At 48.3% G+C, this 26,878-nt stretch carries 31 protein-coding genes and 1 pseudogene; all 32 read left to right on the forward strand.

Going from position 1 to position 26,878, the window contains the following annotated elements:
• The first annotated feature begins 74 nt into the window (after positions 1-74).
• A complete protein-coding gene (rpsS, locus tag H6F56_RS17155) occupies positions 75-353 on the forward strand; it encodes a 30S ribosomal protein S19 (RefSeq protein WP_190670462.1) in 279 nt (92 codons plus the stop codon).
• Positions 354-453: 100 nt separating this feature from the next.
• Positions 454-813, forward strand: coding sequence for a 50S ribosomal protein L22 (rplV, locus tag H6F56_RS17160; protein WP_190670471.1), 360 nt, complete (start codon positions 454-456; stop codon positions 811-813).
• A 97-nt stretch (positions 814-910) separates the two neighbouring features.
• Positions 911-1,642, forward strand: a complete 732-nt coding sequence (gene rpsC, locus H6F56_RS17165) for a 30S ribosomal protein S3 (protein ID WP_190670474.1) — start codon at positions 911-913, stop codon at positions 1,640-1,642.
• A 144-nt stretch (positions 1,643-1,786) separates the two neighbouring features.
• Positions 1,787-2,206, forward strand: coding sequence for a 50S ribosomal protein L16 (gene rplP / locus H6F56_RS17170; protein ID WP_190670483.1), 420 nt, complete (start codon positions 1,787-1,789; stop codon positions 2,204-2,206).
• A 3-nt stretch (positions 2,207-2,209) separates the two neighbouring features.
• A complete protein-coding gene (gene rpmC / locus H6F56_RS17175; protein ID WP_190670487.1) occupies positions 2,210-2,449 on the forward strand; it encodes a 50S ribosomal protein L29 in 240 nt (79 codons plus the stop codon).
• A gap of 6 nt (positions 2,450-2,455) precedes the next feature.
• Complete coding sequence (rpsQ, locus tag H6F56_RS17180) at positions 2,456-2,701, forward strand: 30S ribosomal protein S17 (RefSeq protein ID WP_190670496.1); 246 nt, start codon at positions 2,456-2,458, stop codon at positions 2,699-2,701.
• 24 nt (positions 2,702-2,725) lie between these two features.
• Positions 2,726-3,091 carry a 50S ribosomal protein L14 gene (rplN, locus tag H6F56_RS17185; protein ID WP_190670500.1) on the forward strand — a complete coding sequence of 122 codons (366 nt, stop codon included), beginning with the start codon at positions 2,726-2,728 and terminating at the stop codon, positions 3,089-3,091.
• The gene (gene rplX / locus H6F56_RS17190) at positions 3,091-3,441 is read left to right on the forward strand and encodes a 50S ribosomal protein L24 (RefSeq protein ID WP_242032058.1); all 351 of its coding nucleotides are present in this window, start codon (positions 3,091-3,093) and stop codon (positions 3,439-3,441) included. The genes rplN and rplX overlap by 1 nt, the downstream gene beginning before the upstream one ends.
• 99 nt (positions 3,442-3,540) lie before the next feature.
• Positions 3,541-4,086, forward strand: a complete 546-nt coding sequence (gene rplE, locus H6F56_RS17195) for a 50S ribosomal protein L5 (protein ID WP_190670503.1) — start codon at positions 3,541-3,543, stop codon at positions 4,084-4,086.
• 23 nt (positions 4,087-4,109) lie between these two features.
• A complete protein-coding gene (gene rpsH / locus H6F56_RS17200) occupies positions 4,110-4,511 on the forward strand; it encodes a 30S ribosomal protein S8 (protein WP_190670506.1) in 402 nt (133 codons plus the stop codon).
• A gap of 96 nt (positions 4,512-4,607) precedes the next feature.
• Positions 4,608-5,156: a 50S ribosomal protein L6 gene (gene rplF, locus H6F56_RS17205; RefSeq protein ID WP_190670509.1), complete on the forward strand. Its 549-nt coding sequence runs from the start codon at positions 4,608-4,610 to the stop codon at positions 5,154-5,156.
• A complete protein-coding gene (gene rplR, locus H6F56_RS17210) occupies positions 5,153-5,515 on the forward strand; it encodes a 50S ribosomal protein L18 (protein ID WP_190670512.1) in 363 nt (120 codons plus the stop codon). Before rplF ends, rplR begins: the two co-directional genes overlap by 4 nt.
• A gap of 91 nt (positions 5,516-5,606) precedes the next feature.
• Positions 5,607-6,146, forward strand: a complete 540-nt coding sequence (gene rpsE / locus H6F56_RS17215; RefSeq protein ID WP_190670514.1) for a 30S ribosomal protein S5 — start codon at positions 5,607-5,609, stop codon at positions 6,144-6,146.
• A gap of 90 nt (positions 6,147-6,236) precedes the next feature.
• On the forward strand, positions 6,237-6,695 hold the full coding sequence (rplO, locus tag H6F56_RS17220; protein WP_190670517.1) for a 50S ribosomal protein L15: 459 nt from the start codon (positions 6,237-6,239) through the stop codon (positions 6,693-6,695).
• Positions 6,696-6,760: 65 nt separating this feature from the next.
• Positions 6,761-8,074, forward strand: coding sequence for a preprotein translocase subunit SecY (gene secY / locus H6F56_RS17225; protein ID WP_190670527.1), 1,314 nt, complete (start codon positions 6,761-6,763; stop codon positions 8,072-8,074).
• The gene (locus H6F56_RS17230; RefSeq protein ID WP_190670530.1) at positions 8,074-8,628 is read left to right on the forward strand and encodes an adenylate kinase; all 555 of its coding nucleotides are present in this window, start codon (positions 8,074-8,076) and stop codon (positions 8,626-8,628) included. The genes secY and H6F56_RS17230 overlap by 1 nt, the downstream gene beginning before the upstream one ends.
• 219 nt (positions 8,629-8,847) lie before the next feature.
• Entirely contained in the window at positions 8,848-9,072 is a 225-nt protein-coding gene (gene infA, locus H6F56_RS17235; protein WP_008191178.1) for a translation initiation factor IF-1, read from the forward strand.
• Positions 9,073-9,181: 109 nt separating this feature from the next.
• Positions 9,182-9,295, forward strand: coding sequence for a 50S ribosomal protein L36 (gene rpmJ, locus H6F56_RS17240; RefSeq protein WP_006618079.1), 114 nt, complete (start codon positions 9,182-9,184; stop codon positions 9,293-9,295).
• 86 nt (positions 9,296-9,381) lie between these two features.
• Positions 9,382-9,765, forward strand: a complete 384-nt coding sequence (gene rpsM / locus H6F56_RS17245; RefSeq protein WP_190670539.1) for a 30S ribosomal protein S13 — start codon at positions 9,382-9,384, stop codon at positions 9,763-9,765.
• 54 nt (positions 9,766-9,819) lie between these two features.
• The gene (gene rpsK, locus H6F56_RS17250) at positions 9,820-10,215 is read left to right on the forward strand and encodes a 30S ribosomal protein S11 (protein ID WP_190670547.1); all 396 of its coding nucleotides are present in this window, start codon (positions 9,820-9,822) and stop codon (positions 10,213-10,215) included.
• Between the two features lie 141 nt (positions 10,216-10,356).
• Complete coding sequence (locus H6F56_RS17255) at positions 10,357-11,301, forward strand: DNA-directed RNA polymerase subunit alpha (RefSeq protein ID WP_190670551.1); 945 nt, start codon at positions 10,357-10,359, stop codon at positions 11,299-11,301.
• Between the two features lie 105 nt (positions 11,302-11,406).
• The gene (rplQ, locus tag H6F56_RS17260; protein WP_190670553.1) at positions 11,407-11,757 is read left to right on the forward strand and encodes a 50S ribosomal protein L17; all 351 of its coding nucleotides are present in this window, start codon (positions 11,407-11,409) and stop codon (positions 11,755-11,757) included.
• A gap of 84 nt (positions 11,758-11,841) precedes the next feature.
• The gene (gene truA / locus H6F56_RS17265; RefSeq protein ID WP_190670562.1) at positions 11,842-12,720 is read left to right on the forward strand and encodes a tRNA pseudouridine(38-40) synthase TruA; all 879 of its coding nucleotides are present in this window, start codon (positions 11,842-11,844) and stop codon (positions 12,718-12,720) included.
• Between the two features lie 24 nt (positions 12,721-12,744).
• Entirely contained in the window at positions 12,745-13,206 is a 462-nt protein-coding gene (gene rplM, locus H6F56_RS17270) for a 50S ribosomal protein L13 (protein ID WP_190670569.1), read from the forward strand.
• Complete coding sequence (rpsI, locus tag H6F56_RS17275; RefSeq protein WP_190670572.1) at positions 13,206-13,619, forward strand: 30S ribosomal protein S9; 414 nt, start codon at positions 13,206-13,208, stop codon at positions 13,617-13,619. The genes rplM and rpsI overlap by 1 nt, the downstream gene beginning before the upstream one ends.
• A 122-nt stretch (positions 13,620-13,741) precedes the next feature.
• Positions 13,742-13,990, forward strand: a complete 249-nt coding sequence (gene rpmE, locus H6F56_RS17280; protein WP_190670576.1) for a 50S ribosomal protein L31 — start codon at positions 13,742-13,744, stop codon at positions 13,988-13,990.
• A gap of 143 nt (positions 13,991-14,133) precedes the next feature.
• The gene (prfA, locus tag H6F56_RS17285) at positions 14,134-15,243 is read left to right on the forward strand and encodes a peptide chain release factor 1 (protein WP_190670781.1); all 1,110 of its coding nucleotides are present in this window, start codon (positions 14,134-14,136) and stop codon (positions 15,241-15,243) included.
• Positions 15,244-16,659: 1,416 nt separating this feature from the next.
• The gene (locus H6F56_RS17290; RefSeq protein WP_190670579.1) at positions 16,660-17,127 is read left to right on the forward strand and encodes a hypothetical protein; all 468 of its coding nucleotides are present in this window, start codon (positions 16,660-16,662) and stop codon (positions 17,125-17,127) included.
• Between the two features lie 96 nt (positions 17,128-17,223).
• Positions 17,224-17,460 (forward strand): annotated as a pseudogene (locus H6F56_RS27360) (Hpt domain-containing protein); the annotation flags it as partial.
• A 375-nt stretch (positions 17,461-17,835) separates the two neighbouring features.
• A complete protein-coding gene (locus H6F56_RS17295; RefSeq protein WP_416360997.1) occupies positions 17,836-20,325 on the forward strand; it encodes a response regulator in 2,490 nt (829 codons plus the stop codon).
• 128 nt (positions 20,326-20,453) lie between these two features.
• Positions 20,454-21,638, forward strand: coding sequence for a chemotaxis-specific protein-glutamate methyltransferase CheB (gene cheB, locus H6F56_RS17300; protein ID WP_190670597.1), 1,185 nt, complete (start codon positions 20,454-20,456; stop codon positions 21,636-21,638).
• 985 nt (positions 21,639-22,623) lie between these two features.
• A complete protein-coding gene (locus tag H6F56_RS17305; RefSeq protein WP_190670607.1) occupies positions 22,624-26,868 on the forward strand; it encodes a PAS domain S-box protein in 4,245 nt (1,414 codons plus the stop codon).
• Positions 26,869-26,878 lie beyond the last annotated feature (10 nt).

The following is a 26,878-nucleotide window of genomic DNA, read 5'->3' on the forward strand; positions in this document are numbered from 1 at the left end:
TTCGAGCTTCAAAAAAAAACTCCGAAATCTAGACTCCGCGCATCAATCAAAAATCCAAGATTCAAAATTGAACTATGGGTCGTTCTCTCAAAAAAGGTCCTTTCGTTGCTGACCATCTGCTTACCAAAGTAGAAAACTTGAATGCCAAAGGCGAAAAACAGGTGATCAAAACCTGGTCACGCGCCTCAACAATCTTGCCCCTGATGGTTGGTCACACCATCGCCGTTCATAACGGACGGCAGCACGTACCAGTCTACGTGACCGAGCAAATGGTCGGTCACAAATTAGGTGAATTTGCCCCGACCCGAACTTTCCGGGGACACGCTAAGGGCGATAAAAAGGCACGTCGTTAGATGAATTTAGAACAAAGAATTAAGAATGAAGAAAGAGATAATCGTTTTTAATTCTTAATTCTTAATTCTCAATTCTCAATTCTCAATTCTCAATTTTATTATGGCTATTGAAACCACTGAAGAAGTCAAAGCGATCGCGCGATACATTCGGATGTCTCCTCATAAGGTGCGTCGGGTGCTTGACCAGATTCGGGGGCGTTCCTATCGGGAAGCGCTGATTATTCTGGAGTTTATGCCTTACCGAGCCTGTGAGCCGGTGCTGAACGTGCTCCGCTCAGCCGTCGCCAATGCCGAACACAACCTGGGGCTTGACCCGGCCAAACTAACGGTTAGTCAGGCATTTGCGGATCAAGGGCCATCACTCAAGCGCTTCCGGCCTCGTGCCCAAGGTCGCGCTTACCAAATTCGGAAGCCAACCTGTCACATTACCGTGGCTGTGGCTCCTGCATTAGAAGACTAATTTAGAAAGCAGGAGCGGTTTTGGATTTTGGATTTTAGATTTTAGATTCAATCCAAAATCCAAAATCTGAAATCTAAAGTCGTTAGAGGACGCATCCGTGGGACAAAAAATACATCCAGTCGGTTTTCGTTTAGGTGTCACCCAAGAACACCGCTCGCGTTGGTTCGCAGATTCCAATCGTTATCCAGAAGTTTTGCAAGAGGATCACAAAATCCGCAAGTACGTGCAGAAAACCCTCAGTAATGCAGGGATTTCTGAAGTGCGTATTGAACGCAAAGCTGACCAGATCGATCTAGAAGTCCGCACAGCCAGACCCGGCGTCGTTGTGGGGCGGGGTGGCCAAGGTATCGAAAGTTTACGCACCGGCCTTCTAGAAATGCTCGGTGGCGGCAACCGCCAAATCCGCATTAACGTTGTGGAAGTGGCTAGAGTGGATGCCGATGCAGCGTTGATTGCCGAATACATCGCAGGACAATTAGAGCGGCGGGTTTCCTTCCGACGAGTTGTACGCCAAGCCATCCAACGCGCCCAAAAAGCCGGTGTGGAAGGCATCAAAATACAAGTCAGCGGTCGTCTGAACGGTGCGGAAATTGCCCGTACCGAGTGGACTCGCGAAGGAAGAGTGCCTCTGCACACCTTACGCGCAGACATTGACTACTCCTACTGCACCGCCAAAACCATTTATGGGATTCTTGGCGTCAAAGTTTGGGTTTTCAAAGGCGAAATCATTCCCGGACAGCAAGAAGTGGCTCCGACAAACGTGGCTCAGCCCAAGCGCCGGCAACAGCGACGCCGCCAGCAGTTTGAAGACCGCTCAAATGAAGGATAACTGTAAAAACTTCATCAGTGATCTGTTGGGACTGTCAGCGGTCAGCGGTCAGCGGTCAGCCGCCAAAACGATCACAGCCAACGACTGACAGCTGAGCGCCGGCAGCCGGCATTCTTACAACTGACAACTGACAACTGACAAATCATGTTAAGTCCTAAAAGAACAAAATTCCGCAAGCAGCAGCGCGGACGGATGACAGGTCAGGCAACTAAAGGCAACACACTCAACTTTGGCGAGTTTGCCCTACAAGCGCTAGAACCGGCCTGGATTACCTCCCGCCAAATTGAAGCCAGCCGTCGTGCCATGACCCGTTACATTCGCCGGGGTGGCAAAATCTGGATTCGCATTTTCCCAGACAAACCCGTAACCATGCGGGCTGCCGAAACCCGGATGGGTTCAGGTAAAGGTTCGCCAGAGTTCTGGGTAGCCGTGGTCAAACCCGGTCGAATTCTCTTTGAAATTGGGGGCGTCACTGAAGAGACAGCCCGTGAAGCAATGCGCTTGGCTGCCTATAAGCTACCCATCAAAACAAAGTTCATCTCGCGTGAAGAGGAGCAGTCATAGAATATGCCTTTTCCCAAGATTGAAGAAGCAAGAAGCTTAAGTGACGAAGAACTGGGTCAGGAAATTTTGGCAGTCAAACGCCAATTGTTTGAATTGCGGTTGCAACAAGCGACTCGCCGGCTAGAAAAAACCCATCAGTTCAAGCACACCCGACATCGGTTGGCCCAGCTGATAACAGTAGAAGCCGAGCGCAAGCGGTCATCCGCGCAAGAAGTCCCCTCACAGGCGGCAACCCAGGAGTAGGTAAACATGGCAGTTAAAGAACGAGTTGGCTTGGTTGTCAGCGCCAAAATGCAAAAAACCGTCGTGGTGGCTATCGAAAACCGCTCGCCCCACCCTAAATACGGCAAAATTATGGTTCGCACCCAGCGTTACAAAGTTCACGACGAAGAAAACCGATGTAAGGAAGGCGATCGCGTCCGGATTCAGGAAACTAGGCCCCTGAGTCGTACCAAACGCTGGACGGTGATCGAAGTTCTCAACAGCGCCTCCTAAAACAAGGACAAAGGAAACCGAACCGTGATTCAGCAAGAGACCTACTTAAATGTGGCAGATAACAGCGGTGCACGTAAATTGATGTGCATCCGCGTTCTGGGGGGCAACCGGCGCTATGCCGGTGTGGGCGACGTGATTATTGCCGTCGTTAAAGATGCCACTCCGAATCAAGCCGTCAAAAAGTCGGATGTCGTGCGTGCCGTCATCGTCCGTACCCGTAAGGGACTGCGCCGGGACAGTGGCATGAGCATTCGCTTTGATGATAACGCCGCCGTCATTATTAACCAAGATGGCAACCCGCGAGGAACCCGCGTCTTTGGGCCGGTGGCTCGCGAACTGCGTGACAAGAACTTCACTAAAATTGTTTCCCTCGCGCCGGAGGTACTCTGATGGCCAAAAAAAGTGAAAATCCTGTAGTTCGCTACAAAATGCACGTCAAAAAAGGTGACACTGTTCAGGTGATTGCCGGCAAGGATAAGGGTAAGGTGGGAGAAATTCTCCAAACTCTTCCTAGAGAAAGCAAAGTAGTGATTAAAGGGGTTAACGTCAAAACCAAGCACGTTAAACCCCAGCAAGAAGGGGAATCGGGAAAAATCATCAACTATGAAGCCCCGATCCACAGCTCCAATGTCATGCTTTACTCCAACAAACAAAAAGTTGCCAGCCGCGTCTCTTACACCTTTACCGAAGAAGGTCGTAAAGTGCGGATGCTTAAAAAGACCGGAGAGATCATTGATTAACTGTTATCTGTCCCTTGTGTACAGCGCTTTGGACAAATGACTAACGAGAAATGACGAATTCTCTGACCAAGCCCAGGGAAAGTAAGGATCGGAATAATTATGCCAGGAAAACTCAAAACTCAGTACACCGAGACGATTGTTCCAAAACTGATGGAGCAGTTTAATTATACGAACATCCATCAGGTGCCCAAGCTTGTGAAAGTCACCGTTAACCGTGGGTTAGGGGATGCCGCTCAAAATGCTAAGGCAATGGAAGCGTCTATCAAAGAAATGGGGATTATTACAGGTCAAAAGCCGGTGGTAACTCGCGCGAAGAAAGCCATCGCCGGCTTCAAAATCCGCAAAGGAATGCCGGTTGGCATTATGGTCACTCTCCGGTCTGAGCGGATGTACGACTTCGTAGAGCGACTCATTAACCTGTCCCTGCCCCGAATTCGGGATTTTCGAGGCATTAGTCCCAAGAGTTTTGATGGCCGGGGAAATTACACTCTAGGCGTCAGAGAACAGCTAATTTTTCCAGAAATCGAATACGATACCGTCGATCAAATTCGGGGTATGGACATTTCAATCATCACAACTGCAAACACCGACGAAGAGGGCCGCGCCTTGCTCAAAGAAATGGGTATGCCCTTCCGGACTAACTAAAGCAGTTTTATAAGGAGGGAACGATGGCGGTTAACGATACGATTGCAGATATGCTAACGCGCATTCGCAACTCCAGCCTAGCGCGGCATCAAACAACTGAGGTGCCGGCCACTAAAATGACTCGCAATATAGCCAAAGTTTTAAAAGATGAAGGTTTTATTGCTGAGTATGAAGAAGCAGGCGAAGGAGTGACACGGCATCTGGTAATTTCCTTAAAGTACAAAGGAAAGAACCGGCAACCGATTATTACAGCACTAAAGCGAGTCAGTAAGCCTGGGTTGCGGGTTTACTCAAACCGACAAGAATTGCCACGAGTTTTGGGGGGCATTGGTATTGCCATCATTTCTACGTCGTCTGGCATTATGACCGATCGCGAAGCTCGGCGAACCGGCGTAGGTGGGGAAGTGCTTTGTTATGTCTGGTAAAACTCAGAAATCACAACTGGGGCGTGAAAAAATCTTTTTCAATCCCAAGTGTGAATTCTGAATTCCCAACTCTGAATTCTTAAGGAGAAACCAGTTATGTCTCGCATTGGCAAGCGCCCCATTCCTATCCCCAATAAAGTGACGGTCGCAATTGAGGGGCAGCAGGTAGCAGTTAAGGGGCCAAAAGGTGAACTTTCTAGAGTTTTGCCGGCAGAAGTCACCGTCGAAGAGGAAGATGGCACATTACACGTCAAGCGCAGGGATGAGTCCCGGCCAGCACGTCAGCGCCACGGATTATGCCGAACCTTAGTGTCTAACATGGTTGATGGCGTTTCCCAAGGCTTTCAAAAACGCCTGGAAATCCAAGGCGTCGGTTACCGGGCGCAAACCCAAGGGCGAACGCTGATTCTCAACGTGGGCTACAGCAAACCCGTTGAAATTCAACCGCCTGAAGGTATCCAAATCGCCGTGGAAAACAACACAAATGTGGTTGTCAGCGGCATTGATAAAGAAATCGTGGGAAACACTGCCGCCAGAATTCGCGCTGTCCGACCGCCGGAAGTCTATAAAGGCAAAGGCATTCGCTATGCCGGTGAAGTCGTCAGACGTAAGGTTGGTAAGGCAGGAGGTAAGGGTAAGAAATGAAGCTGACTCGTACAGAATCAATCCAGCGCCGGCACCGGCGCGTTCGACGCCAGGTGTTTGGTACGCCAGAACGTCCCAGACTGGCCGTGTTTCGCTCTCACCAGCATATTTATGCACAGGTGATCGACGACACCCAACACCAGACCTTAGTGGCGGCCTCGACGATAGACACAGAGCTAAAATCAGAAGTGAACTCTGGCTCTAACTGTGAAGCGTCCGCTCAAGTTGGAAAGCTGATCGCACAGCGATTGCTGGCCAAAGGCATTGAGAAAGTCGTTTTTGATCGCGGTGGCAACCTGTACCACGGTCGCGTCAAAGCGCTAGCAGAAGCCGCTCGTGAAGCCGGCTTAGATTTTTAAGAGTTTTGAGTTTTGAGTTTTAAGTTTTGAATGAAATCACGACTCAAAACTCAAAAATCAAAATTCAAAACTAACTTAAAAGGACAAAACTATGGCGGAACAACAACAGCAACAGCGACGTAAAAAAAGCAGTCGCAATCGCGAAAAAGAAACCGAGTGGCAAGAGCGGGTTGTTCAGATCCGCCGCGTTACCAAAGTGGTGAAAGGTGGTAAAAAACTCAGCTTCCGCGCGATCGTCGTTGTTGGCAACGAACGGGGCCAAGTGGGTGTTGGCGTTGGCAAAGCGAGTGACGTAATCAGTGCTGTTAAAAAAGGCGTGGTTGATGGCAAAAAGCACTTGATTGAGGTTCCCCTCACCAAGTCCAATTCCATCCCTCATCCCGCAAATGGGGCGGCAACTGGAGCCAAAGTGATGATGCGTCCTGCTTCACCTGGAACTGGGGTAATTGCCGGGGGAGCTGTGCGGACGGTACTGGAACTTGCCGGTGTCCGCAATATTTTAGCCAAGCAACTCGGCTCGAACAATCCTTTAAATAATGCCCGCGCGGCAGTCAATGCCTTATCCGGTCTCCGCACCTTTTCTGATGTGGCCGAAGAGCGCGGAATTCCAATTGAAAATCTCTACATTTAGTCACTTGTCACTTGTCACCAGTCAAGGGTGTAAAAACCAGGGACGAAGGGCAAACGATGAAGGGCAAAAGACAAAAAACAACTGAAGAGTATGAGAATACAAGATGCGGTGCCCAAAAAGGGCTCTACAAAGCGCAAACGCCGCTTAGGTCGGGGGATTGCTGCCGGCCAAGGTGCTAGCGCAGGCAAAGGAATGCGCGGTCAAAAAGCCAGATCGGGTAGCAGTACTCGGCCCGGGTTTGAAGGTGGTCAAATGCCTCTTTACAGGCGCTTGCCCAAGCTTAAACACTTTACCGTCATTAATCGTAAACAGTACACTACGATTAATGTAAGATCGCTGGCCTCACTCCCCGCCAATACAGAAGTGACTTTAGCCTCACTCATGGAGGCCGGTATTGTCACATCAAATGACGGCTCGCTGAAAATTTTAGGCGATGGGGATTTGAACGTCCCACTTAATGTAAAAGCCTCTGCCTTTACAGCTAGCGCCCGTTCCAAAATTGAAGCAGCGGGTGGCAGTTGTGAAGTTGTATCTGCAAGGGGAAATTAGCAGCCTTGGCGATGGCTAGGAGTGCCCAGCGTCCTTGCCAATCTATGTAGGAGAGGGATGCCTGAATGGTCGTTAGTCGAGACAAAGCTCCAACTGCTCAAGAAACCTTTATGCAGATGGCTCAAGCTGCCGGCCTCCGAGGTCGGCTGCTTGTCACTGTCGGTCTGCTGATATTGGTACGATTGGGCATATTTTTACCCGTACCGGGCGTTGATCGAAATGCGTTTGAAGCCAACATTAGCAATAGTCCATTAATTGGTTTTTTGGACTTTTTCTCTGGAGGCGGCATTCGCACCCTGGGAATTTTCGCCCTAGGAATTTTGCCATACATTAACGCTTCTATCATTTTGCAGCTGATGACAGCAGCAATTCCGGCTTTAGAGGAGTTGCAGAAAAATGAAGGGGAAGCGGGTCGGCGGAAAATTTCCCAGCTTACTCGTTATGTGGCCTTGGGATGGGCGATTATTCAAAGTATTGGTATTGCCCTGTGGATTTCTAATTCCCAAGCTGCGATCAATCCTGGCCCTTTATTTATCGCCTTCACGGCGCTGGCTCTCACTGCCGGCTCTATGTTTGTCATGTGGGTGTCAGAACTGATTACAGAACGGGGCATTGGTAATGGGGCTTCCCTGTTAATTTTCCTCAACATTGTGGCGGTACTGCCCCGCTCCTTAGGGCAAACAATTGAATACGCCCAAACAGGAGGCAGGGAAAACGTTGGTCGCGTAATAATGCTACTGATCGTTTTCTTGATCATGATTGTGGGGATTGTATTTGTTCAAGAAGGAACTCGCCGCATTCCCATCATCTCAGCACGCCGACAAGTCGGCAAACGCCTTTATAAAGAGCAAAAAAGCTATCTGCCGCTGCGTTTGAATCAAGGGGGCGTCATGCCCATCATCTTTGCGTCAGCTGTCTTGATTTTGCCGTATTCCTTAGCTCAATTCACTCGCAACGATCTGTTAATCAAAATCGCTCAATATCTGAGTCCTGGGGGTCCTGTCCCATTTCTCTATGAAGCGTTCTACCTGAGTTTGATTTTGTTCTTTAGCTATTTCTATGCTTCCTTAATCGTTAACCCAGTGGATATGGCTCAAAACTTGAAAAAGATGGGAGCTAGTATTCCGGGTATTCGTCCAGGTCGGACGACGAGCGAGTATGTTGAGCGCGTTTTAAACCGGCTAACCTTCTTAGGGGCTATTTTCCTCGGCCTGGTAGCGATTGTGCCAACGGTTGTGGAAACGGCTACTCGTGTTAAGACGTTTCAGGGACTTGGCGCAACCTCACTGCTAATTTTAGTGGGGGTTGCCATTGATACGGCGAAACAAATTCAAACTTACGTGATTTCCCAGCGATACGAAGGAATGGTGAAGCAGTAGTGACGCGATTGATTTTCTTAGGTCCTCCAGGAGCCGGTAAAGGCACACAAGCCCATCTACTTGCTGAGCTTTGCCACATTCCCCATATTTCAACCGGCGATATTTTGCGAGCCTGCGTCGCAGAAAAAACTCCCTTGGGTGAAAAAGCCCAAGGATACATGGATCGCGGCGAGTTAGTGCCTGATGAGCTGATCCTGGAGATGGTGCGGGAACGTCTGGGCCAACCGGATGCTATAGCCGGCTGGATTTTAGATGGCTTCCCGCGTAACGTTACTCAAGCTACCTTTTTGGATAAGCTGCTCCAAGAATTAGAACAGCACTCAGATCGCGTTGTCAACTTAGACGTGCCTGATGCCGTCTTGGTGGAACGAATGCTAAGCCGAGGGCGCAAAGATGACAACGAAGAAACCATTCGCCGGCGTCTGGAAGTTTATAGAGAACAAACAGCACCGCTGATTGACTATTACAGCGGACAGCAGCAGCTCGTTTCTGTTAATGGCAATCAATCAATGGAGGAGGTCACCGCAGCACTCAAACAACTTATAGAGTCCTGATCGGCACGCCAGTGCACGGGACTGAGGGCATTGCCTGACCGTTCACTCAAATTCTTCATCTGAGTCAAGACTGCTTGCCTGATAAGTGTCAGACTGCTTTGGGTGAAAGCTTTGCTAAGATATGTAAAGCTAGAGTGCCCTAAGCAGTTCCAGACTCAGTGGAAAGAAAAAAACTGTTGGGTTGAGTTCTAGATACAGTCGCGTCAAGGAAAAAACACATTGGCTAAGCAAGATTTAATTGAGATGGAAGGCACGGTGACGGAATCCCTGCCTAATGCGATGTTTCGCGTTGACCTAGATAATGGGTTTAACGTTCTCGCTCATATTTCCGGCAAAATCCGGCGCAATTACATCAAAATTTTGCCAGGAGATCGCGTCAAAGTCGAGTTAACGCCCTATGACTTGACGAAAGGGAGAATTACTTACCGGCTTCGCAAGAAGTAGCTTTAGATAAAACGGTTTAAAAACTCAGACAAGGAAAATTTTGCTGAGTTTTTTGTAATCCCAACAGAAATTGATATAATATTACGTTTGTAGTGCTGCCAAAAAAGGCATGAAAGTTAGAGCATCAGTCAAAAAGATTTGCGAGAAATGCCGCGTCATTCGTCGTCGCGGTCGAGTCATGGTAATTTGTTCTAACCCGAAACACAAGCAACGTCAAGGTTAGCTTACCCAAATCTCACAGAGATGTCCATCTGGCATCTGTCCATTCGAGATTTTTAGCAACAAAGTAAAGAATAGGGAGAAAAAATCGTGGCACGGATTGCCGGGGTAGACCTTCCTCGCGATAAGCGCGTCGAAATCGGTCTGACCTACATTTATGGGATTGGGCTATCGAGGTCCAAAGATATTCTAGCCGCCACGGGTGTCAATCCTGACACCCGCGTCAAAGATTTAAGTGACGCGGATGTAGCGGCGTTACGAGAAGCGGTAGAGAGCGACTATCAAGTTGAAGGGGATCTCAGGCGCTTAGAGGGGATGAACATCAAGCGCCTCATGGATATCGGCACCTATCGAGGTCGCCGCCATCGCTTGGGACTGCCGGTACGGGGACAGAGAACCCGCACAAACGCTCGAACCCGTCGCGGTGCCCGTCGGACCGTTGCAGGTAAGAAGAAGGCAGCAGCTAAGAAGTAAGCGCCTTCTAGAACTCAACAACAATCAACTTAAAACCCTCTCAAACAGACCGATATGGCGCGACAAACACCAAAAAAAGCAGGGGCGCGGAAGCAAAAACGGAACGTCCCCAATGGGGTAGCCTACATTCAGTCTACCTTTAATAACACCATTGTCACGATCACCGATCAAAACGGTGAGGTGATTTCCTGGGCCTCAGCCGGCTCTAGCGGCTTTAAGGGAGCTAAAAAAGGCACCCCCTTTGCCGCTCAAACAGCAGCTGAGAGCGCCGCTAGACGAGCCGGCGACCAGGGTATGCGCCAGATAGAAGTGATGGTGAGTGGGCCAGGATCGGGTCGAGAAACTGCGATACGTGCCTTACAAGGTGCTGGGCTAGAAATCACACTGATTCGGGACATTACCCCAATTCCCCACAATGGCTGCCGCCCACCGAAACGTCGGCGAGTTTAGGCACTCGAAAGCCAACAGGCAAAACACAACAAAGAATTTCTTTGGATTTTGCCTGCGGAAACACAGCTGGGTATCAAGTCAGCATTCATAGAGGGAGGCTATGTGAGCCTTCCAGGGATCAAGGAGAAGGGAGGTCACTCCGTGGCGCAGTTTCAGATTGAATGTGTAGAGTCCAACACTGAGAAAGATCAGGGTCAGTACGGCAAATTTATTTTGGAGCCGCTGGAACGGGGGCAAGGAACCACGGTCGGCAATGCGCTGAGGCGGGTGCTACTGTCTAACCTGGAAGGTGCGGCGGTGACAGCTGTCCGCATTGCGGGGGTTAATCACGAGTTTGCCACAATTCCAGGGGTGCGGGAGGATGTGCTGGAAATCCTCCTTAACATGAAGGAAGTTGTCCTCAAAACCTATTCCTCTCAACCCCAGATTGGTCGATTGCTCGTAAATGGGTCAGCAACTGTTACAGCATCACAGTTCGATCTGCCTTCTGAGGTCGAAGTGGTCGATCAGAACCAGTATGTGGCCACCCTCTCAGAGGGAGCTACGTTGGAAATGGAATTTCGGATTGAAAAAGGCAGAGGCTATCGAGCGGTTGATCGCAGCCGCGACGACACCCCTGTAGACTTTCTCCAGATTGACGCGATCTTTATGCCGGTTCGCAAAGTCAACTACAGCGTTGAGGATGCCCGCGTTGGGGGTTCTCTGGAGAAAGATCGGCTAATTATGGAAATCTGGACGAATGGGAGCCTCACCCCCCAAGAGGCTCTCAGCCAAGCTGCGAATATTTTGGTTGATCTGTTCAATCCGCTCAAGGATATCAACCTTGAGACACTGGATAAAGCAGACGACTTCCCAGAAGATCCAACCAGCCAGATTCCAATTGAAGAGTTGCAGCTCTCAGTGCGAGCCTATAACTGTCTCAAGCGGGCGCAAATTAACTCAGTAGCCGACTTACTGGATTACAGCCAAGAAGATCTTTTAGAGATCAAAAACTTCGGTCAAAAGTCCGCTGAAGAAGTGATTGAAGCTTTGCAGAAGCGTTTAGGCATTACGCTGCCGCAAGAAAAATCGGCGAAAACCACGTAAAAAAGGGACAAGGGATAAGCACATGGGAAAAACTAATTTTCCACTGCTCCCTTCTCCCTTTTTCATTCTGATTTCTCACTTTGTAATTATACTTTAGAATTCCCTATGCGTCACGGTTGTCGTGTTCCTCAACTCGGTAAGCCGGCAGATCAGCGTCGGGCTTTGCTCAGAGCGCTGACCACCGAGCTGCTCCGCCACGGTCGGATTACTACCACAAAAACGCGGGCCAAAGCGGTTCGCTCGGAAGCTGACCGGATCATTACTTTGGCCAAAGATGGCTCTCTATCTGCCCGCCGGCAAGCCCTCGGCTATATCTACGACAAACAGCTCGTCCATGCGCTGTTTGAACAAGTGGCTACTCGGTATGGCAATCGAAACGGAGGCTATACTCGGGTTCTGCGAACCATGCCCAGACGAGGTGACAATGCTGAAATGGCGATTATCGAACTCGTCTGATGTCATGGGTCATTGGTCATTGGCGAATGCTAATGGTTGATGGCTAATGGGAATTAGCAATTAGCTGTTAGTAATTTGCAAAAGATGGATAGCGCACATTGCCCAACCAACACACAGCGAATTGCCCTGGTGATTCAATACCTGGGCACTCATTTTTACGGTTGGCAACGGCAACCCCATCATCGAAGTGTGCAGGAAGAAATTGAAAAAGTCTTGCAATCTGCACTCAATCGGCCAGTGACTCTTTATGGAGCCGGTCGCACCGATGCCGGCGTCCACGCAGCAGCCCAGGTCGCTCACTTTGATGCCACCGGCACAATTCCGGGCCATCGGTGGGCAGCAGTTCTCAATACCAGGTTGCCCAAAGATGTTCTGGTTCGGGCCTCGGCCTCAGTGCCTTCTGACTGGCACGCTCGCTTCTGTGCCCAGTGGCGTCGTTATCGCTACAGCCTCTATACAGAAGCGCAACCCAACTTGTTTGTGCAACCCTTTGCTTGGCATTATTATCATGCTCCCTTAGATGAATCGTTAATCCAAGCAGCCTTAAAACCGCTGGTTGGCTACCATCATCTGGCTGCTTTTCACCGAGCTGGATCGCAGCGCAAGCATTCTTGGGTGGAAGTACACGTCGCTGAGTGCTACCGGCAAGGGCCATTCCTTCATATTGAAGTGCAAGCCAATGGCTTCCTCTATGGCATGATGCGTCTGCTCGTCGGGCTGCTGGTTCAAGTGGGCAGGGGACAGCGGTCGGTGGCCAATTTCCAAGAACTGTGGACAAACGAGCGCCGTGAAGAAGTCAAGTATGCAGCACCGGCTCATGGACTCTGCTTGCTAAGAGTTGGCTATCCCGACTCCCCGTTTCCCCCAGATATCTGGTTTGACACCATGCCCAAATTCGTCTTTGGTTCTTCGTCTCTTGTCCCAGAGCAAATGACAAAAGATGAAAAACAAAAGATTTTTTAAAGATGACAAAGGACATAATGACAAATGAGCGAAAACAAAACTTTCCTACCCAATCCAACTTCTATCGAGAAAAACTGGTACGTTGTGGATGCCGCTGACCAGCGCCTAGGCCGGCTGGCCACTGCAATCGCCATGATTTTACGGGGTAAAAACAAACCCATCTATACCCCTCACATCGATACCGGGGACTTTGTGATCGTGGTGAATGCCGAAAAAATCAACGTCACCGGCAAAAAACGCACCCAGAAACTCTACCGGCGCACTTCCGGCAGACCGGGCGGCATGAAAACAGAAACCTTCGCCAAATTGCAAGCTCGCATCCCCGAACGGATCGTTGAGCAAGCCGTGAAGGGGATGCTGCCCAAAAACAGCCTCGGCAGACAACTGTTTACTAATCTCAAAGTCTACGCAGGTCCCGACCATCCCCACGAAGCTCAAAAACCCCAAACCCTCAATATTCAAACGATTCCCGGAGGACAAGACTAATGCAAGCAACCGAACAAAGCGGTCGCGCCATGTACTGGGGCACCGGACGCCGTAAATCATCCGTCGCACGAGTGCGCCTCGTTCCCGGCACCGGCCAGCTGCTCATCAACGGTCGAACTGGAGAAGATTACCTGCAATTTAATGCCGGTTATCAAGCTGCTGCCAAGGCTCCCTTAGAAACCTTGGGTCTGGAAAATGAATATGACATCCTGGTTAAGGTTCAAGGTGGCGGATTAACCGGCCAAGCAGAATCCATTCGCCTAGGCGTCGCCCGCGCCCTTTGCCAGCTAGACCCAGACAACCGCCAACCGTTGAAAATCGAAGGGTATTTAACCCGCGATCCCCGCGCCAAAGAACGGAAGAAATACGGTCTGCGTAAAGCCCGTAAGGCACCTCAATACTCTAAGCGCTAAGTCAAACGTCCTTTGTCTTCTGTCCTTTGCCCCTTATTGAAATGCAAAGGACTCAGGGCAAACGATACGGGCTGATGAGCGTTAAAATAATTTCAGAGTCAACCGATTAAGAGTCCAAAACAATGGCAAAACCTGATATTCATCCCCAGTGGTATCCCGACGCTAAGGTTTACTGCAACGGGGAATTAGTCATGACAATCGGTTCCACAAAACCCGAACTTCACGTTGATGTTTGGTCTGGCAACCACCCTTACTACACCGGCACCCAGAAAATTATTGATACAGAAGGCCGCGTTGAGCGCTTCCTGCGTAAATACGGCATGGGAAGCGAAACTCCGGAAGCAGGCGAGCAGACCAAAAAGAAAAGGTAGCAGGGCTGTCAGCAAGAAGTTTTGAGGAATTGAGTTTTGAATTAACTCAAAACTCAGCGCTCAGCCCTGCGCCACTCAACACAGTGGCAGCTGAGAGCTAAAGAAAGCTGATAAACCCTACTATTTTGACTGGTGATCGCGACATGGCTGAGACTTATCTGCTCGACAAGCTAAAATCCGTTGAGCAAACCTTCAACGAGTTAACCCGCCGTCTGGCTGACCCAGATGTGGCCAGAGAGCCGAATGAATACCAGCGGGTGGCTAAGGCTCGTTCCTCTCTAGAAGAAGTGGTCGATACCTATGAGATTTGGAAAACAACTCAGCAGGAATTGATCGGCACTCGGCAAGTGCTTAAGGAATCAAACAGCGATCCTGATCTGCAAGAAATGGCAGCGCTGGAAGTTGAAGAACTGGAAGCTAAGCTGGAAAGCTTAGAGACACGGCTGAAAATATTGTTACTGCCCCGTGATCCGAATGATGATAAAAACATCATGCTGGAAATCCGCGCCGGCACAGGCGGAGATGAAGCCAGTATTTGGGCCGGCGATTTACTGCGGATGTATTCCCGCTATGCTGAAAACCAAAATTGGCGCGTCAAGCTGGTGAGCGAATCTTTAGCAGAAATGGGCGGCTTTAAAGAGGCTGTTCTGGAAATTCAAGGCGATCAAGTTTACAGCAAGCTCAAATTTGAAGCCGGCGTCCATCGGGTACAGCGGGTGCCGGTAACAGAAGCCGGGGGACGCGTCCACACTTCAACCGCAACCGTGGCAGTTATGCCAGAAGTGGATGATGTGGAAGTCCATATTGATCCGAAGGAAATTGAACTGACCACTGCTCGTTCTGGCGGTGCCGGTGGCCAAAACGTCAACAAAGTGGAAACAGCCGTTGACTTGTTCCACAAACCAACTGGCATCCGGATCTTCTGCACAGAAGAGCGTTCCCAGCTACAAAACAGAGAGCGAGCCATGCAAATTTTGCGGGCCAAGCTTTATGAGTTGAAGCTGCGGGAGCAACAAGAAGCCGTCACATCCATGCGGCGTTCTCAAGTCGGCACCGGCGCACGTTCGGAAAAGATCCGCACTTACAATTACAAAGATAATCGCGTCACGGATCATCGGCTTGGACAAAATTTCACCCTCACCCCTGTTCTGGAAGGTGAAATCGAACAGCTTGTTCAGTCCTGTATAGGCCAAGATCAGCAGGAACGCTTGGAAGAACTCGCCGCTTCCACTTCCGCGCCGAGTTCAGTTTGATGTCGGTTTGAGGTAATTCCCATTGAGGTGCCGGCATAGCAGCTCGCTCAGGTGAATGCTGTGGCCAACTAATGTTAATCATCGCTCACGAGAAACACCCCGATATTAGTGTCGGGGCAAAAATTTTCATAAGAATATTTAAAATTACTACACTTTTCAGATGGCGCTGTTTGACTTCTGCATCCTAGCCAACTGGCCAGCGAAAACAACCTGAGCCACCTCATACCATTTAAGATATTTGATTAAATAGCAATGTTTTCTACTTGCCAATACAAGTGGGAATGACACCGGAATTAGGTAGTTAGGGAATTTGAAATTCTTGCACCTATTACCGAATAATTCAGGGGGCAAGTTTTTGCCGAATGGTAGTCTGGGTGAAGGCTCTGCCAACTTTAGCGTCTCCACTTTTGCCGTATTGCCCACAACTCCCGGGCAAAACCCTGCTGAAGAAGCACTAGGGCTGTGTTTGTCCGTTCAAAAATTCCCGATCAAGTAGCAAATATTCGGTTAGTTATTAATGCTGCTGGGAACACTAATAATATCACATTGAGTTCATTCGCCGGCAGAAGGTATATGGATAAAGCAATTAATCACAAAGCCATGAAGGTTGTGGCTTAAGGAGGAACAACTTTTGCTTAGTACCGCATCGGCTATCACAAATATAGTTTTGAAAGAACCAGCAATTTACCGAGGGCTGGAAACAAGCATTCGCCTGACAGTCATTGCTTAAATTTTGCTTTTTCAATCAAAAATAGTTTTTCTTGCCAAACATTTGAATAACTTCTGATTAAACGTTATAAACATTTTTATAAGTCTAAACCTCAATTTAGCTATTCTAAAGCACCTAGCTTTTTCACTTAAAAATTTTACAAAAGTTTGTAATTATTTAATTTAATAATTAAATGGTTTTCAGAAGTATCTAAAAATCTAAATAATTTTCTTGATGATTAATAGAATTATTTAGATATGACCTATTGAATTTAAGTGAATATATTATCAATAGTGCATTCGTACTCACTAAGGGAAAAGCACAGGTAGATAAAGCAAAATAAATAGGAGCGCAGTTACAGAACCAACGGTTTGTCAAAGTCAACGAACCCTTATAATAAATTCTAAGAAAAAAGAAGTTTTTAGAATAAAACGCATCCATGCCGGCGGCAAACGCTATCTTTTAATTAACTCATTCATTTAATTAAGGAGTTAAGTTAGGATAAAAAACAGGGTATGTACCAATAATGCGGCTCAGTGGGTGCAAAAACTAGCCGAGAAAGGAAAAATTCAAACCTCACATCTTGAGCCACAATGACGAGCGCGAGCGTGCCCGTTTCCTCGTCCGGTCTAGCAGTACCAAGGTTTCGCAATCTAGAAATTCTTACTATATATTAAGCATTCGTTTAGATTCTCAGAGAGGCTGTAATGGTTGGTAACCTAAACTTAAAAAACAGGATTCTAATCGCTCGTGATCTTTTCAAGATTTTAGCTACTGTGTTGGCAGAGGGAATTTCCACCAGCACCATTCAAGTTTTGGACGGGTTAAAAAATATACAACCTACAGAGAAAGCTCTTTTACAAGAAAGCGATAGACTGCTGGGCATCGGGAAAATTACCCAGACACTCGAGTGTTATTTGATTGCAAAATATAAAGAATTTTTAAGAAATGATGAACAAGCCTTCTACAAAAGACGGAGGGGGGAAGCTCAAATAGACGTATTGATTGAACAGCCCCTCAGTTTATTAAACCCAGGCGCAGCATCTCAGGAACTGCAACTGAATGCTGCAGGCATAAACAGCCGAATTATAGAGAAGCTTCCAAAGCTCCGCCATCAAATCGCCCAAAATAAAAGCCAACTGCTACACTCATCAGCAGATGTTCAGTTCGCTTAAAGCCTTTATCTATTAACTAATTGTCAGCTTCTCAGTTTGATAAACATTCTAAACATCAATTACTCTCCCAACTTTGTAAAGGAGCGAATATTTATGATGATCGAAGATGAAGAACTCCGAATTACCTTCAAAGATGCCAGCGAAGAACATTTGCAGAAACTTGATGAAGGGCTGTTGCATTTAGAAAAATACCCCGACGATCTAGATGGGCTAAATGAACTGATGCGGGAAGCCCACAGCCTGAAAGGAGATGCCAATATGTTAGGCATCAAAGATGTTGGCACCTTAGCCCACCAGCTAGAGCATATTTTGGGCACCATTAAGCGTAGCGAAGCCAGCCTTACCCCAGCGCTTTGTGATCGCTTGTCCGGCGGGTTAAATGCGATTCGTCAACTCGTCCATGAAGCTGTCACCGGCGAACCCAGCGGCATCAACACATTTTATGCCCTTGCTCACTTGATGGGAGCGGATACTCAACCTCCGAAACCACTGCAGGTTAAGGAAGAAGCGGTTGAAATCATCAAGCCAACTCCAGAGATAAAGCTCACACCGGCAGCCCCAACTCATACAAGTGAACAAGAAAGGGAAGCTGCAGCAGAACAGCACATCACACAACCTAGGCAAGAAACACCTGATCGCCGGCAAAATAATACATCGCCCATCCCCAATAATTCTCAACTCCCAACCCCTGCTGAAAACTCAAAACTCATTAGCGGGCAAAAAAGCCATCGCTATATCGAAGACGACGAACTTCGCACCACCTTCAAAATCGTCTGTGAAGAGCATTTACAAAAACTGGATCGGGGCTTGCTCTCCTTAGAAAAATTCCCCAACGACAATGCCAAATTAGAAGAAATGCTGCGAGAAGCCCACAGCATCAAAGGTGATGCCGGGATGTTGGGCGTCAAAGATGTGGGCACTCTCGCGCATCAGCTAGAGCATATTTTCACGGCAGTCAAACTTGGCGAACTTAGCTTTAGCTCAGCGCTTTGCGATAACTTGTCTTACGGATTGGATGGCATCCGCCAACTTGTGCACGAAGCCGTCACTGGCGAACCCACTGGCACCAACCCAGCAGACGTTCTCACCCGGATGTCACATATCCAGCAGACGCCCCCATCTGCAAGCTCTACAGAGGATGGAAATGCTATCGCTGCCGGCTCATCAGCAGCGCCAACTGTAATGCAGCCGGCTCAAGTTTTACAAACACCAAACATCACCTCTAACCAGCAGCCTCAGCCATTAACCGGCAACGGGTACTTCTCAGCCGCGTCGGTTCAACCGGCTGCCATCGGCTTGCCTCTTCCCTCAACTGATGCGGCGAAAATCAGCAGTGATACCTACCGCATCGATACCATTCGCGTTGAAACTCGAAATCTCGATGCCCTCATGACTCAAGCCGGTGAATTAACCGTTGCCAAAATTCGGATCGCCCACCGGCTCGGAGAAATCGAGGAAATCGTCAGCTTGTGGGAAGAATGGAGCCGGGATGTTTTTGTCAATCGCTTTGCCCTCGACGAATTAGAGCGAGGCTTGAAAGTCGAAGTTCCAAACGGGCGGAACTCAGACTCAAACCTAAAACTTCCGGGTAATTTCCACCTGCGCCCCTCAGCTCGCAATGGCACCCTTAAGCAAGTACAAAACTTGCACCATCGAGCCGAAGAACGTCTAGAGCAGTTAGGCTCGCTCGTCAACCGCCTCAGAAATGCCGTTTATGAAGACACGGCCCGACTCGACACCGTCGCCGATGAATTAGAAGAAGGAATTCGCACTCTGCGCCTGCTGCCGCTATCCACAATTTTTAATTTATTTCCCCGCATGGTGCGCGATCTCGCCAGACAGCAAAGCAAAGAAGTAGAACTCATCATTGAAGGGGGAGAAACTAAGGCAGACAAGCGGATTTTGGAGGAAATGAAAGATCCTTTAATGCATATCCTTCGCAATGCGATTGATCATGGCATCGAAACACCGGCAGAGCGCTTGCAGATGGGCAAACCGCCAGTAGCCACGATTCGGCTGCGAGGTTACCAAACCGCCACCAACATTATTATTGAGGTCGCTGATGATGGGCGGGGTTTGGACATAGACAGTATTAAACGCACGGCAATCAAACGCGGGATCTGTCGGGAAGAAGAACTGGCAACCATGACGCTCAATCAAATTCAGTCTCTAATCTTTGCGCCCGGTTTCTCAACTCGAACATTTGTTACAGAAGTCTCCGGCAGAGGTGTGGGACTCGATGTGGTGCGAACCAATGTCGAGCATCTCAAAGGCAGTATTCATGTAGAATCGGCACCCGGAAAGGGATGCACCTTGCGCCTGAATCTGGGAACGAGCCTGTCTACTGCTCATGTGCTGTTGGTTGCTGTTAATGACATTGCCTATGCTTTGCCGGTGGAATTTGTGCAAATGGCTAGGCTGGTGGCTGAGAGTGATATTTTTACAATTGAAGGCCGCGAAACAATGATTTTAGACAGTCAACCCATATCAGTTGCCCCACTAGCGAATTTGCTGGAAATGCCCTCGCTCAACAATCATTTCTCAAACCCAGCGGCTGAGGGACAAGAAATAAAAAACGGCAAGCAACAGCCTTGTATTATTTTGAAGGTAGGCGAAGAATGCCTGGGGCTGCTGGTAGATGCGCTGCTTGATGAGCAAGATGTGGTGTTAAAACCTCAAAGTAAATTGCTCAAACGGGTGCGAAATGTTGCCGGCGCAACGATTTTGGGCACCGGCGAAGTTTGTATGGTGCTAAATCCTCAAGATTTGATCAAATCGGTTCGCCGGCCATCTAAAGCGATCAAACCCGTCAGTGCGGCGGTGCCGGCAGCAGGGAAACAAACGATTCTGCTAGTGGAAGACTCGATCGCCACTCGTACCCAAGAAAAACGCATTCTCGAATCTGCCGGTTATGCAGTTGTTACCGCCGTCGATGGATTGGATGGCTACAATAAACTGAAAACTCGCTCTTTTGATGCGGTAGTCTCTGACATTCAGATGCCGAATTTAGATGGCTTGGGTTTGACGGTAAAAATTCGCCAACACAAGGAATATAAAGAATTACCGATTATCCTGGTCACCTCCCTCGCTACAGACGAGGATAGAAGAATTGGGGCACAAGCCGGTGCTAACGCCTACATTACAAAAAGCACTTTTAATCAAGAAGTGCTGTTAGAAACATTGAGACGGCTAGTTTAGCGGTCATTCCTCATGGGTCATCGATTGTTGGTTGTTGCTCAAAAACATCCCAGAAAAATCGATTGTTGGTGGTTGTTAAAAAACATCCCAGAAATGACGGGTGACAGGTGACAAAGGACAAATGACAAATGACAATTCGCGTTTTGCTGGTAGAAGATTCACCTGTGGCGCTCACCATTCTTAAACGGATGCTAGCCTCATCCCCTGATATTACAGTGGTGGGAACGGCTCGCACCGGCAAGGAGGGTTTGGCCCTCATTCCTCAACTTCAGCCCCAAGTGATCTGCACGGACTTGCATATGCCTCAAATGGATGGACTGGAATTCACCCAAGAAGTGATGGCAAACTTCCCGCGCCCAATTTTGGTGATCAGTTCTTCAGTGCAGCCAGAAAATACGCACACTGTTTTTCGTCTGCTGCAAGCAGGGGCGGTGGATGTGTTTCCCAAACCTCATGGTGCGCTCGGCCCGAATTACGAATCCATCCGCCAGGAATTGATCAGCAAAATTAGGATACTATCTGGCGTGGCTGTTTTTACCCTGCGGCGCAAAAAAACAACCACGGAACCAGCATCTTTTAACCCTCAGCCAAAGCCGCTGAGCGTCAAAGATACTATCGTCAAAGACACTAAGAATCGCGAGAGCAAAATTCCAAAGCAACAAGCCCAGCCGGCCAAACAACCGCCACTCGTTCTCCCCTCTCCCCCTCAGCCCTTAGCAGTTAGCAATCAGCACTTAGCCGTCAAAAAAATATTGGCAATTGGGGCATCCACCGGCGGTCCCCAAGCACTGCACACTATTCTCACTCAACTGCCGGCAAATTTCCCGGTGCCGGTGATTTGTGTGCAACACATCAGCGAGGGGTTTTTAAAAGGATTGGTGGATTGGTTAAATGGGGAGTGTTCTCTTTCCGTAAGAATTGCCACGGCGGGTGAGTATCCTGCTGCCGGCACGATTTATTTTCCACCAGAGCAGCATCATTTAGAAGTGGATAACAAAGGCCGGTTTCACTGTTCTCCTGCGCCACCTGTCTCTGGACATCGTCCCTCTGTAACCGTTACGTTTAACTCGGTAGCTAACTTTTACGGCAAGTCCGCTGCGAGTGTCCTCTTAACAGGAATGGGCCGAGACGGTGCAGATGGAATGCTCAGTATCAGCAAAGTCGGTGGTCTCACCATCGCTCAAGATGAGAAGAGTTGTGTCGTTTTTGGGATGCCGAAAGAAGCGATTGCCCTCGGTTCCGCTCAGTATATTTTGCCGCTGACTGAAATTGCTCCGGTGTTATTAAACAAGATATTGGTTAAAAAGATATAGAATTTTGCCCTTTTTTGATTCAATTTTCTATTCTGCAACAATAATGATGGCTCATTCATTCTTCGTAAAGCATGATTCACCCGCCCGTATATCTCAACAAAAACTTTGTCGGCACCCCTTCAATCCTTGTATTTCAGCACCCGTTTCAAGATATTGCAACACAGGCAGCACGTAAAGTTTTTTGGGAATTTAAAGGCACAGTTTAAAGTTTTAAGAAAGCTAGCTTTATTTAGTTGATAAATTAAAAATCTCAAATTTAAAATGTATTAAGATAACGCGTTCTGCCTGGTGGGGCAACGGTGAAGCCAAAATCGGACTTAAGAACCTCTGTTAGTACCTGATGTTGACAACGTATAACAGTTTCTTTTGCTTCGCTATTGATCCCCCACGTCCTACGAGAGAAAGACGTCTGTAGGGTTTTAAATTCAAAACAGAATTAAAAGCTCAGTTTTAGTAAGGTAGATTAAGTGCAAAGTCCTATTGCAATAATCATTTAATTGTGATAAGGATGAACCATATAAGTGTGGGGTGCCGGCAGTTACCCAATCTGCAACTTTTTAGTATAGGCTCAGAGAATAAAGCCATTTTGACAGTGGGGTTAGTAACAAAAGGTAAAACATTTTGAACGAAGGCAACAAAGACTTGGGGATCATCGCATTTTTGTAAATTTGTAGGCGGTTGTTTGTCGTGCAGACATTTTGCCTGCTGGCTGTTATCTCTGGCAACAAGATGCTCCCACTAATATTTTTGCTAATCTAGGATGCAGCCGAAGACTTATGCCCAAAAAGCATAAAATTCCCAGAATATTCTTTAAAGTGTTAATTCAGTATTAACACTTTAATTGAGGTTTTAACTGGGGTTTAAGCTCAAAGCAAAATCGGCTCTGCCCGTGAAAGCAATGCTTTTATACTAGGAAGCAAAAACAGCTCTTAAACAGTTCCACTCTTCTGATTTCAATGCAAACCATTACAACCTTGAAGCCGCTGTGCGTGAAAGGAAAGCTGACCTGGGATGGGCTCAAACTTTATACGAATTTATTCCGACTATCTGCTTAACGCTCGACCCAACGGGTGTTGTTATTGATGTTAATCAATTTGGTGCCGCACGTCTCGGTTATCCTGCCGGCCAGTTGATTTTAAAATCAATAGCTGAGATTCTTCATCCTGAAGATCGGCAACAACTGCAAGCGCTGGATACAGCTGATTGGCAACATCTAGATCGGGTTATCAGCTGGGAAAGCCGGCTTGTCTGTGCGAGTGGTCAAATTCTCTGGGTAAAAGCCAGTGCCCGTATGGTGCCGGTTTCAGATGATTTCAACCCTCAACCTTCCTCCATCATTCTTTTGGTTTGCGAAGACATCACCCAAACTAAGCAGATAGAACAACAGCAGCGCGAATGCGAAAAACGCCGATGCCGGCAAACGCGCACCCTCACAGAACTCGCAAAAAACCAGATCCTCAACCGGGGGGATCTGAAAGCTGTTGTGAGAGAAATTACAAAAATTGTTGCTGACACGCTTGAGGTTGAACGCGTTAGCGTTTGGTTGTATAAAGCAAATCACTCAAAAATTGTCTGCCTCGATCTTTACGAAGCGCAAGATGAGCGTCATTCTGAAGGCATGGTGTTAGAAACTGCTAACTATCCAACTTATTTTCAAGCGCTAGAAAAACAAACAACGATAGCAGCGCACCACGCCTGTAGCGATCCGATAAAGAAAGAACTGTCAGAGTCTTATCTTTCAAGGTTAGGCATTACAGCTCTATTAAACGTACCCATTCGGCTGCATGGGCAGATAGTGGGCATTATTTGTTATGAACATATCACTTCTGACACTTCTGACAAAGAATGCGAGCGCCAATGGATGCCAGATGAAAAGGATTTTGCCATCGCAAGCGCCGACTTCATCGCCCTAGCGTTAGAAGCTGACACCAAATTGCAAGCAGAAGCGCAACGAAGAGAGCGCGAACAAAGCCTGTTAAGCCAATATTACGAGCAACTTGAGGAAGCGGTAGAAAAGCGCACCGCTGAACTTACCCAGATCAACGAACAATTGCAAGTCGAAATTATTAAGAGAAGCCAAACAGAGGCGACGCTGCGAAGCCAGCAACAAGAACAGCAAATTATCTTTGATTCTGTGCCGGCGCTGATTTGGTATAAAGACACCCACAACCGGCTCTTACGGATTAACAAAACCGCCTCGGTTGCAACAGGGGTGCCGGTAGAAGCGATAGCAAGCGCATCACTTTACAAAATATCGCCCAACGAAGCAGATGGGTATTACCAAGACGACTTAGAAGTGATCAATTCAGGCTGTCCTAAAAGAGGGATTATCGAACCGCTGCAAACCCTCACCGGAGAAAAGCTTTGGATTCGCACTGATAAAATCCCCTACCGTGACAGCGTCGGCAATATTGTCGGAGTGATTGTTTTCGCGGTGGATATTACTGAATTAGTACAAGCCAAGGAAGAATTGAGGCAATACCGCGATCACCTCCAAGAGAAAGTAGACGAACACACCGTAGAACTAAGACGGACGAATGAACAATTGCAAGAGGAGATTGCCTGCCGTGCACTAGCCGAGGAGGTGCTTAAGCGAGAGCGAAACCTATTTATTGGAGGGCCGGTTACTGTTTTTCGCTGGCTAGCAACAGAAAATTGGCCAATTGAATATGTTTCACCTAATATTTCTCAATTTGGTTATCAAGCCACTCAATGCAGCAACAGTCAATTGTTTTATGCCAGTATTATTCATCCAGACGACTTAGAAAGAGTGTCAGCAGAAGTTAAAGCTTATAGCGAAGCTGGAGCTAATTCTTTTGAACAGGATTACCGCATTGTTCAAGGCAATGGAGAAAGCCGGTGGGTGTATGACTTCACTGTAGTGGTGCGAAATGAAACGGGAGAAATTACTTACTATGAAGGATATATCCTAGATATTACAGAGCGCAAGAAAACCGAGGCGGCTTTGCGGGAAAGTGAGGAACAGCTCCAGCGATTTTATGAAGCATCTTTTGAAGCCATTGGGATTGTTGATCAAGATAAAATTGTAGATATTAATAAAAACTTTATTGAGTTGTTAGGTTACGAATCATCCGAAGCCATCGGAATGAATGTGATGGAATTTTTTGCGCCGGCCTTACATCCGCTCCTCAAAGAAATCATTGCGTCGGGTACAGAAAAAACTTATGAAAGTATTCGCATAAAGAAAAATGGAAGCGCGTTTCCTGTAGAAGTTAGGGGCAAATCGATCACTTATCAAGGCCGCTTAGTTCGGGTGATCGCGATGCGAGACTTAAGCGAACGCAAACAAGCAGAGGCGGAACTTGAGCGCTCGCTTTCTCTGCTTCATGCCACGTTAGAATCAACTGCCGACGGCATCGTTGCCCTCAACATAGCCGGAGAAATCATCAGCTTTAATCGTAAATTTGTCCAGATGTGGGGCATTACTGATGAATTTATGGCCTCGCAAAATCCAACTCGCCTGCTCACCTTTGCAATTGAGCAGTTGCAAGATCCTGAAGCTTTCTTGCGAAGAATCAGGGAACTGCCCAACCAGGTAGATGCCGAACTTTACGACATTTTAAAGTTAAAAGACGGTCGGCTCTTTGAGCGCTACTCACTGCCGCAACGTGCCGGTGAAAAAATTATTGGCAGAGTGTGGAGCTTTCGCGACATCACAGAACGCCAGCGAACACAAACCAGCTTGCTGGAAAGTGAAAGACGTTTTCGGGCGATTTTCAACTCCTCGTTTCAATTAATCGGACTGATGAACCCAGATGGCACGCTGCTGGAAGCGAACCAAACAGCACTTAATTTTGGCGGACTCACCAGCGCCGATGTGATCGCTCGCCCGTTTTGGGAATGCCGGTGGTGGGTGAGGGATCATCAGCCCACGGGGAAAGCCCTGGAGAGGGGGAGAGCGGGCGATGGCAGCCTCAATCGAACTCAGGAACGCTTGAAAGAGGCGATTTCCCAAGCCGCTGCCGGCCAGGTGGTACGCTACGAAGTGGAAATGTTTGGGGCGGAGGATAAAGTCGCAATCATAGACTTTTCCATTAAGCCGGTGTTCAATGAAGCCGGGGAAGTCGTCTTGCTGATTTCTGAAGGCCACGATATTACCGAACGCAAGCATTCAGAGATCGCCTTGCGGCAGCAAGCAGAGAGAGAACGCCTGCTTGGGGCGATGGCTCAGCGGATTCGTCAATCGTTGGATTTAGAAGAAACGCTGAACACGACTGTGGCGGAAGTGCGGCAGCTGCTACAGGCAGATCGCGTGATCATTTTTCGCTTTGAATCGAATTACGATGGCGTGGTTGCGGTGGAGTCTGTGACAGGGGGCTGGCCGGCAATTCTAGCTACCAATATTCACGACCCCTGTTTTGCCCCGACTTATGTAAAGCTCTACAAACAAGGTCGCATCCGCGCGACTGAAAATATCTACACGGCAAATATGAGTCAGTGTCACATCAACTTACTGGCTCAGTTTCAGGTTCAAGCAAATTTAGTGGTGCCGATTTTGCTAAGCGAACAAGCCCTGCAAAATCCCAAATCCCAAACCCGAAATCAGTTGTGGGGATTGCTGATTGCCCACCAGTGTAGTGGCCCAAGGCAATGGCAAACTTGGGAGGGTGAGTTATTAATGCAACTCACAGAACAGGTGGCAATCGCGATTCAGCAAGCGCAACTTTACCAGCAGCTACAGGCGGCTAACCGCGAGTTAGAGCGTCTGGCGTCTTCAGATGGCTTGACGCTTCTTGCCAACCGCCGCCGGTTTGATACCTATCTGGAGCAAGAGGTGCGGCGTCTGGCACAAGGAACCGCTCTGATCTCCCTAATTATGTGCGATATCGACTGTTTCAAACCCTACAACGATACTTATGGCCATCAAGCCGGTGATGCTTGTTTACAACAGGTTGCCGGTGCAATTCGCAATGTGCTCCAGCGATCGGCAGATTTGGCCGCTCGGTACGGCGGTGAGGAATTTGCGGTGATTTTGCCCGATACGGACGCTGCCGGTGCGTTGCAAATTGCGGAGGCGATTCGCACCGGCGTCCGCTCTTTGCAAATTCCCCACGCTAAATCAGCGGCGGCATCTGTCGTGACTTTAAGTTTGGGGGTTGCCAGCGCATTGGCTCACAACACAACACCGGCACAGTTAATTGCCGCAACCGATGAAGCCTTGTATCAAGCCAAGGAAGGGGGACGTGATCGCGTTGTGGTTAACGATTAATCTCGAATCG

It is taken from the genome of Microcoleus sp. FACHB-672 (assembly GCF_014695725.1).
Classification (GTDB): Bacteria; Cyanobacteriota; Cyanobacteriia; order Cyanobacteriales; family Oscillatoriaceae; genus FACHB-68.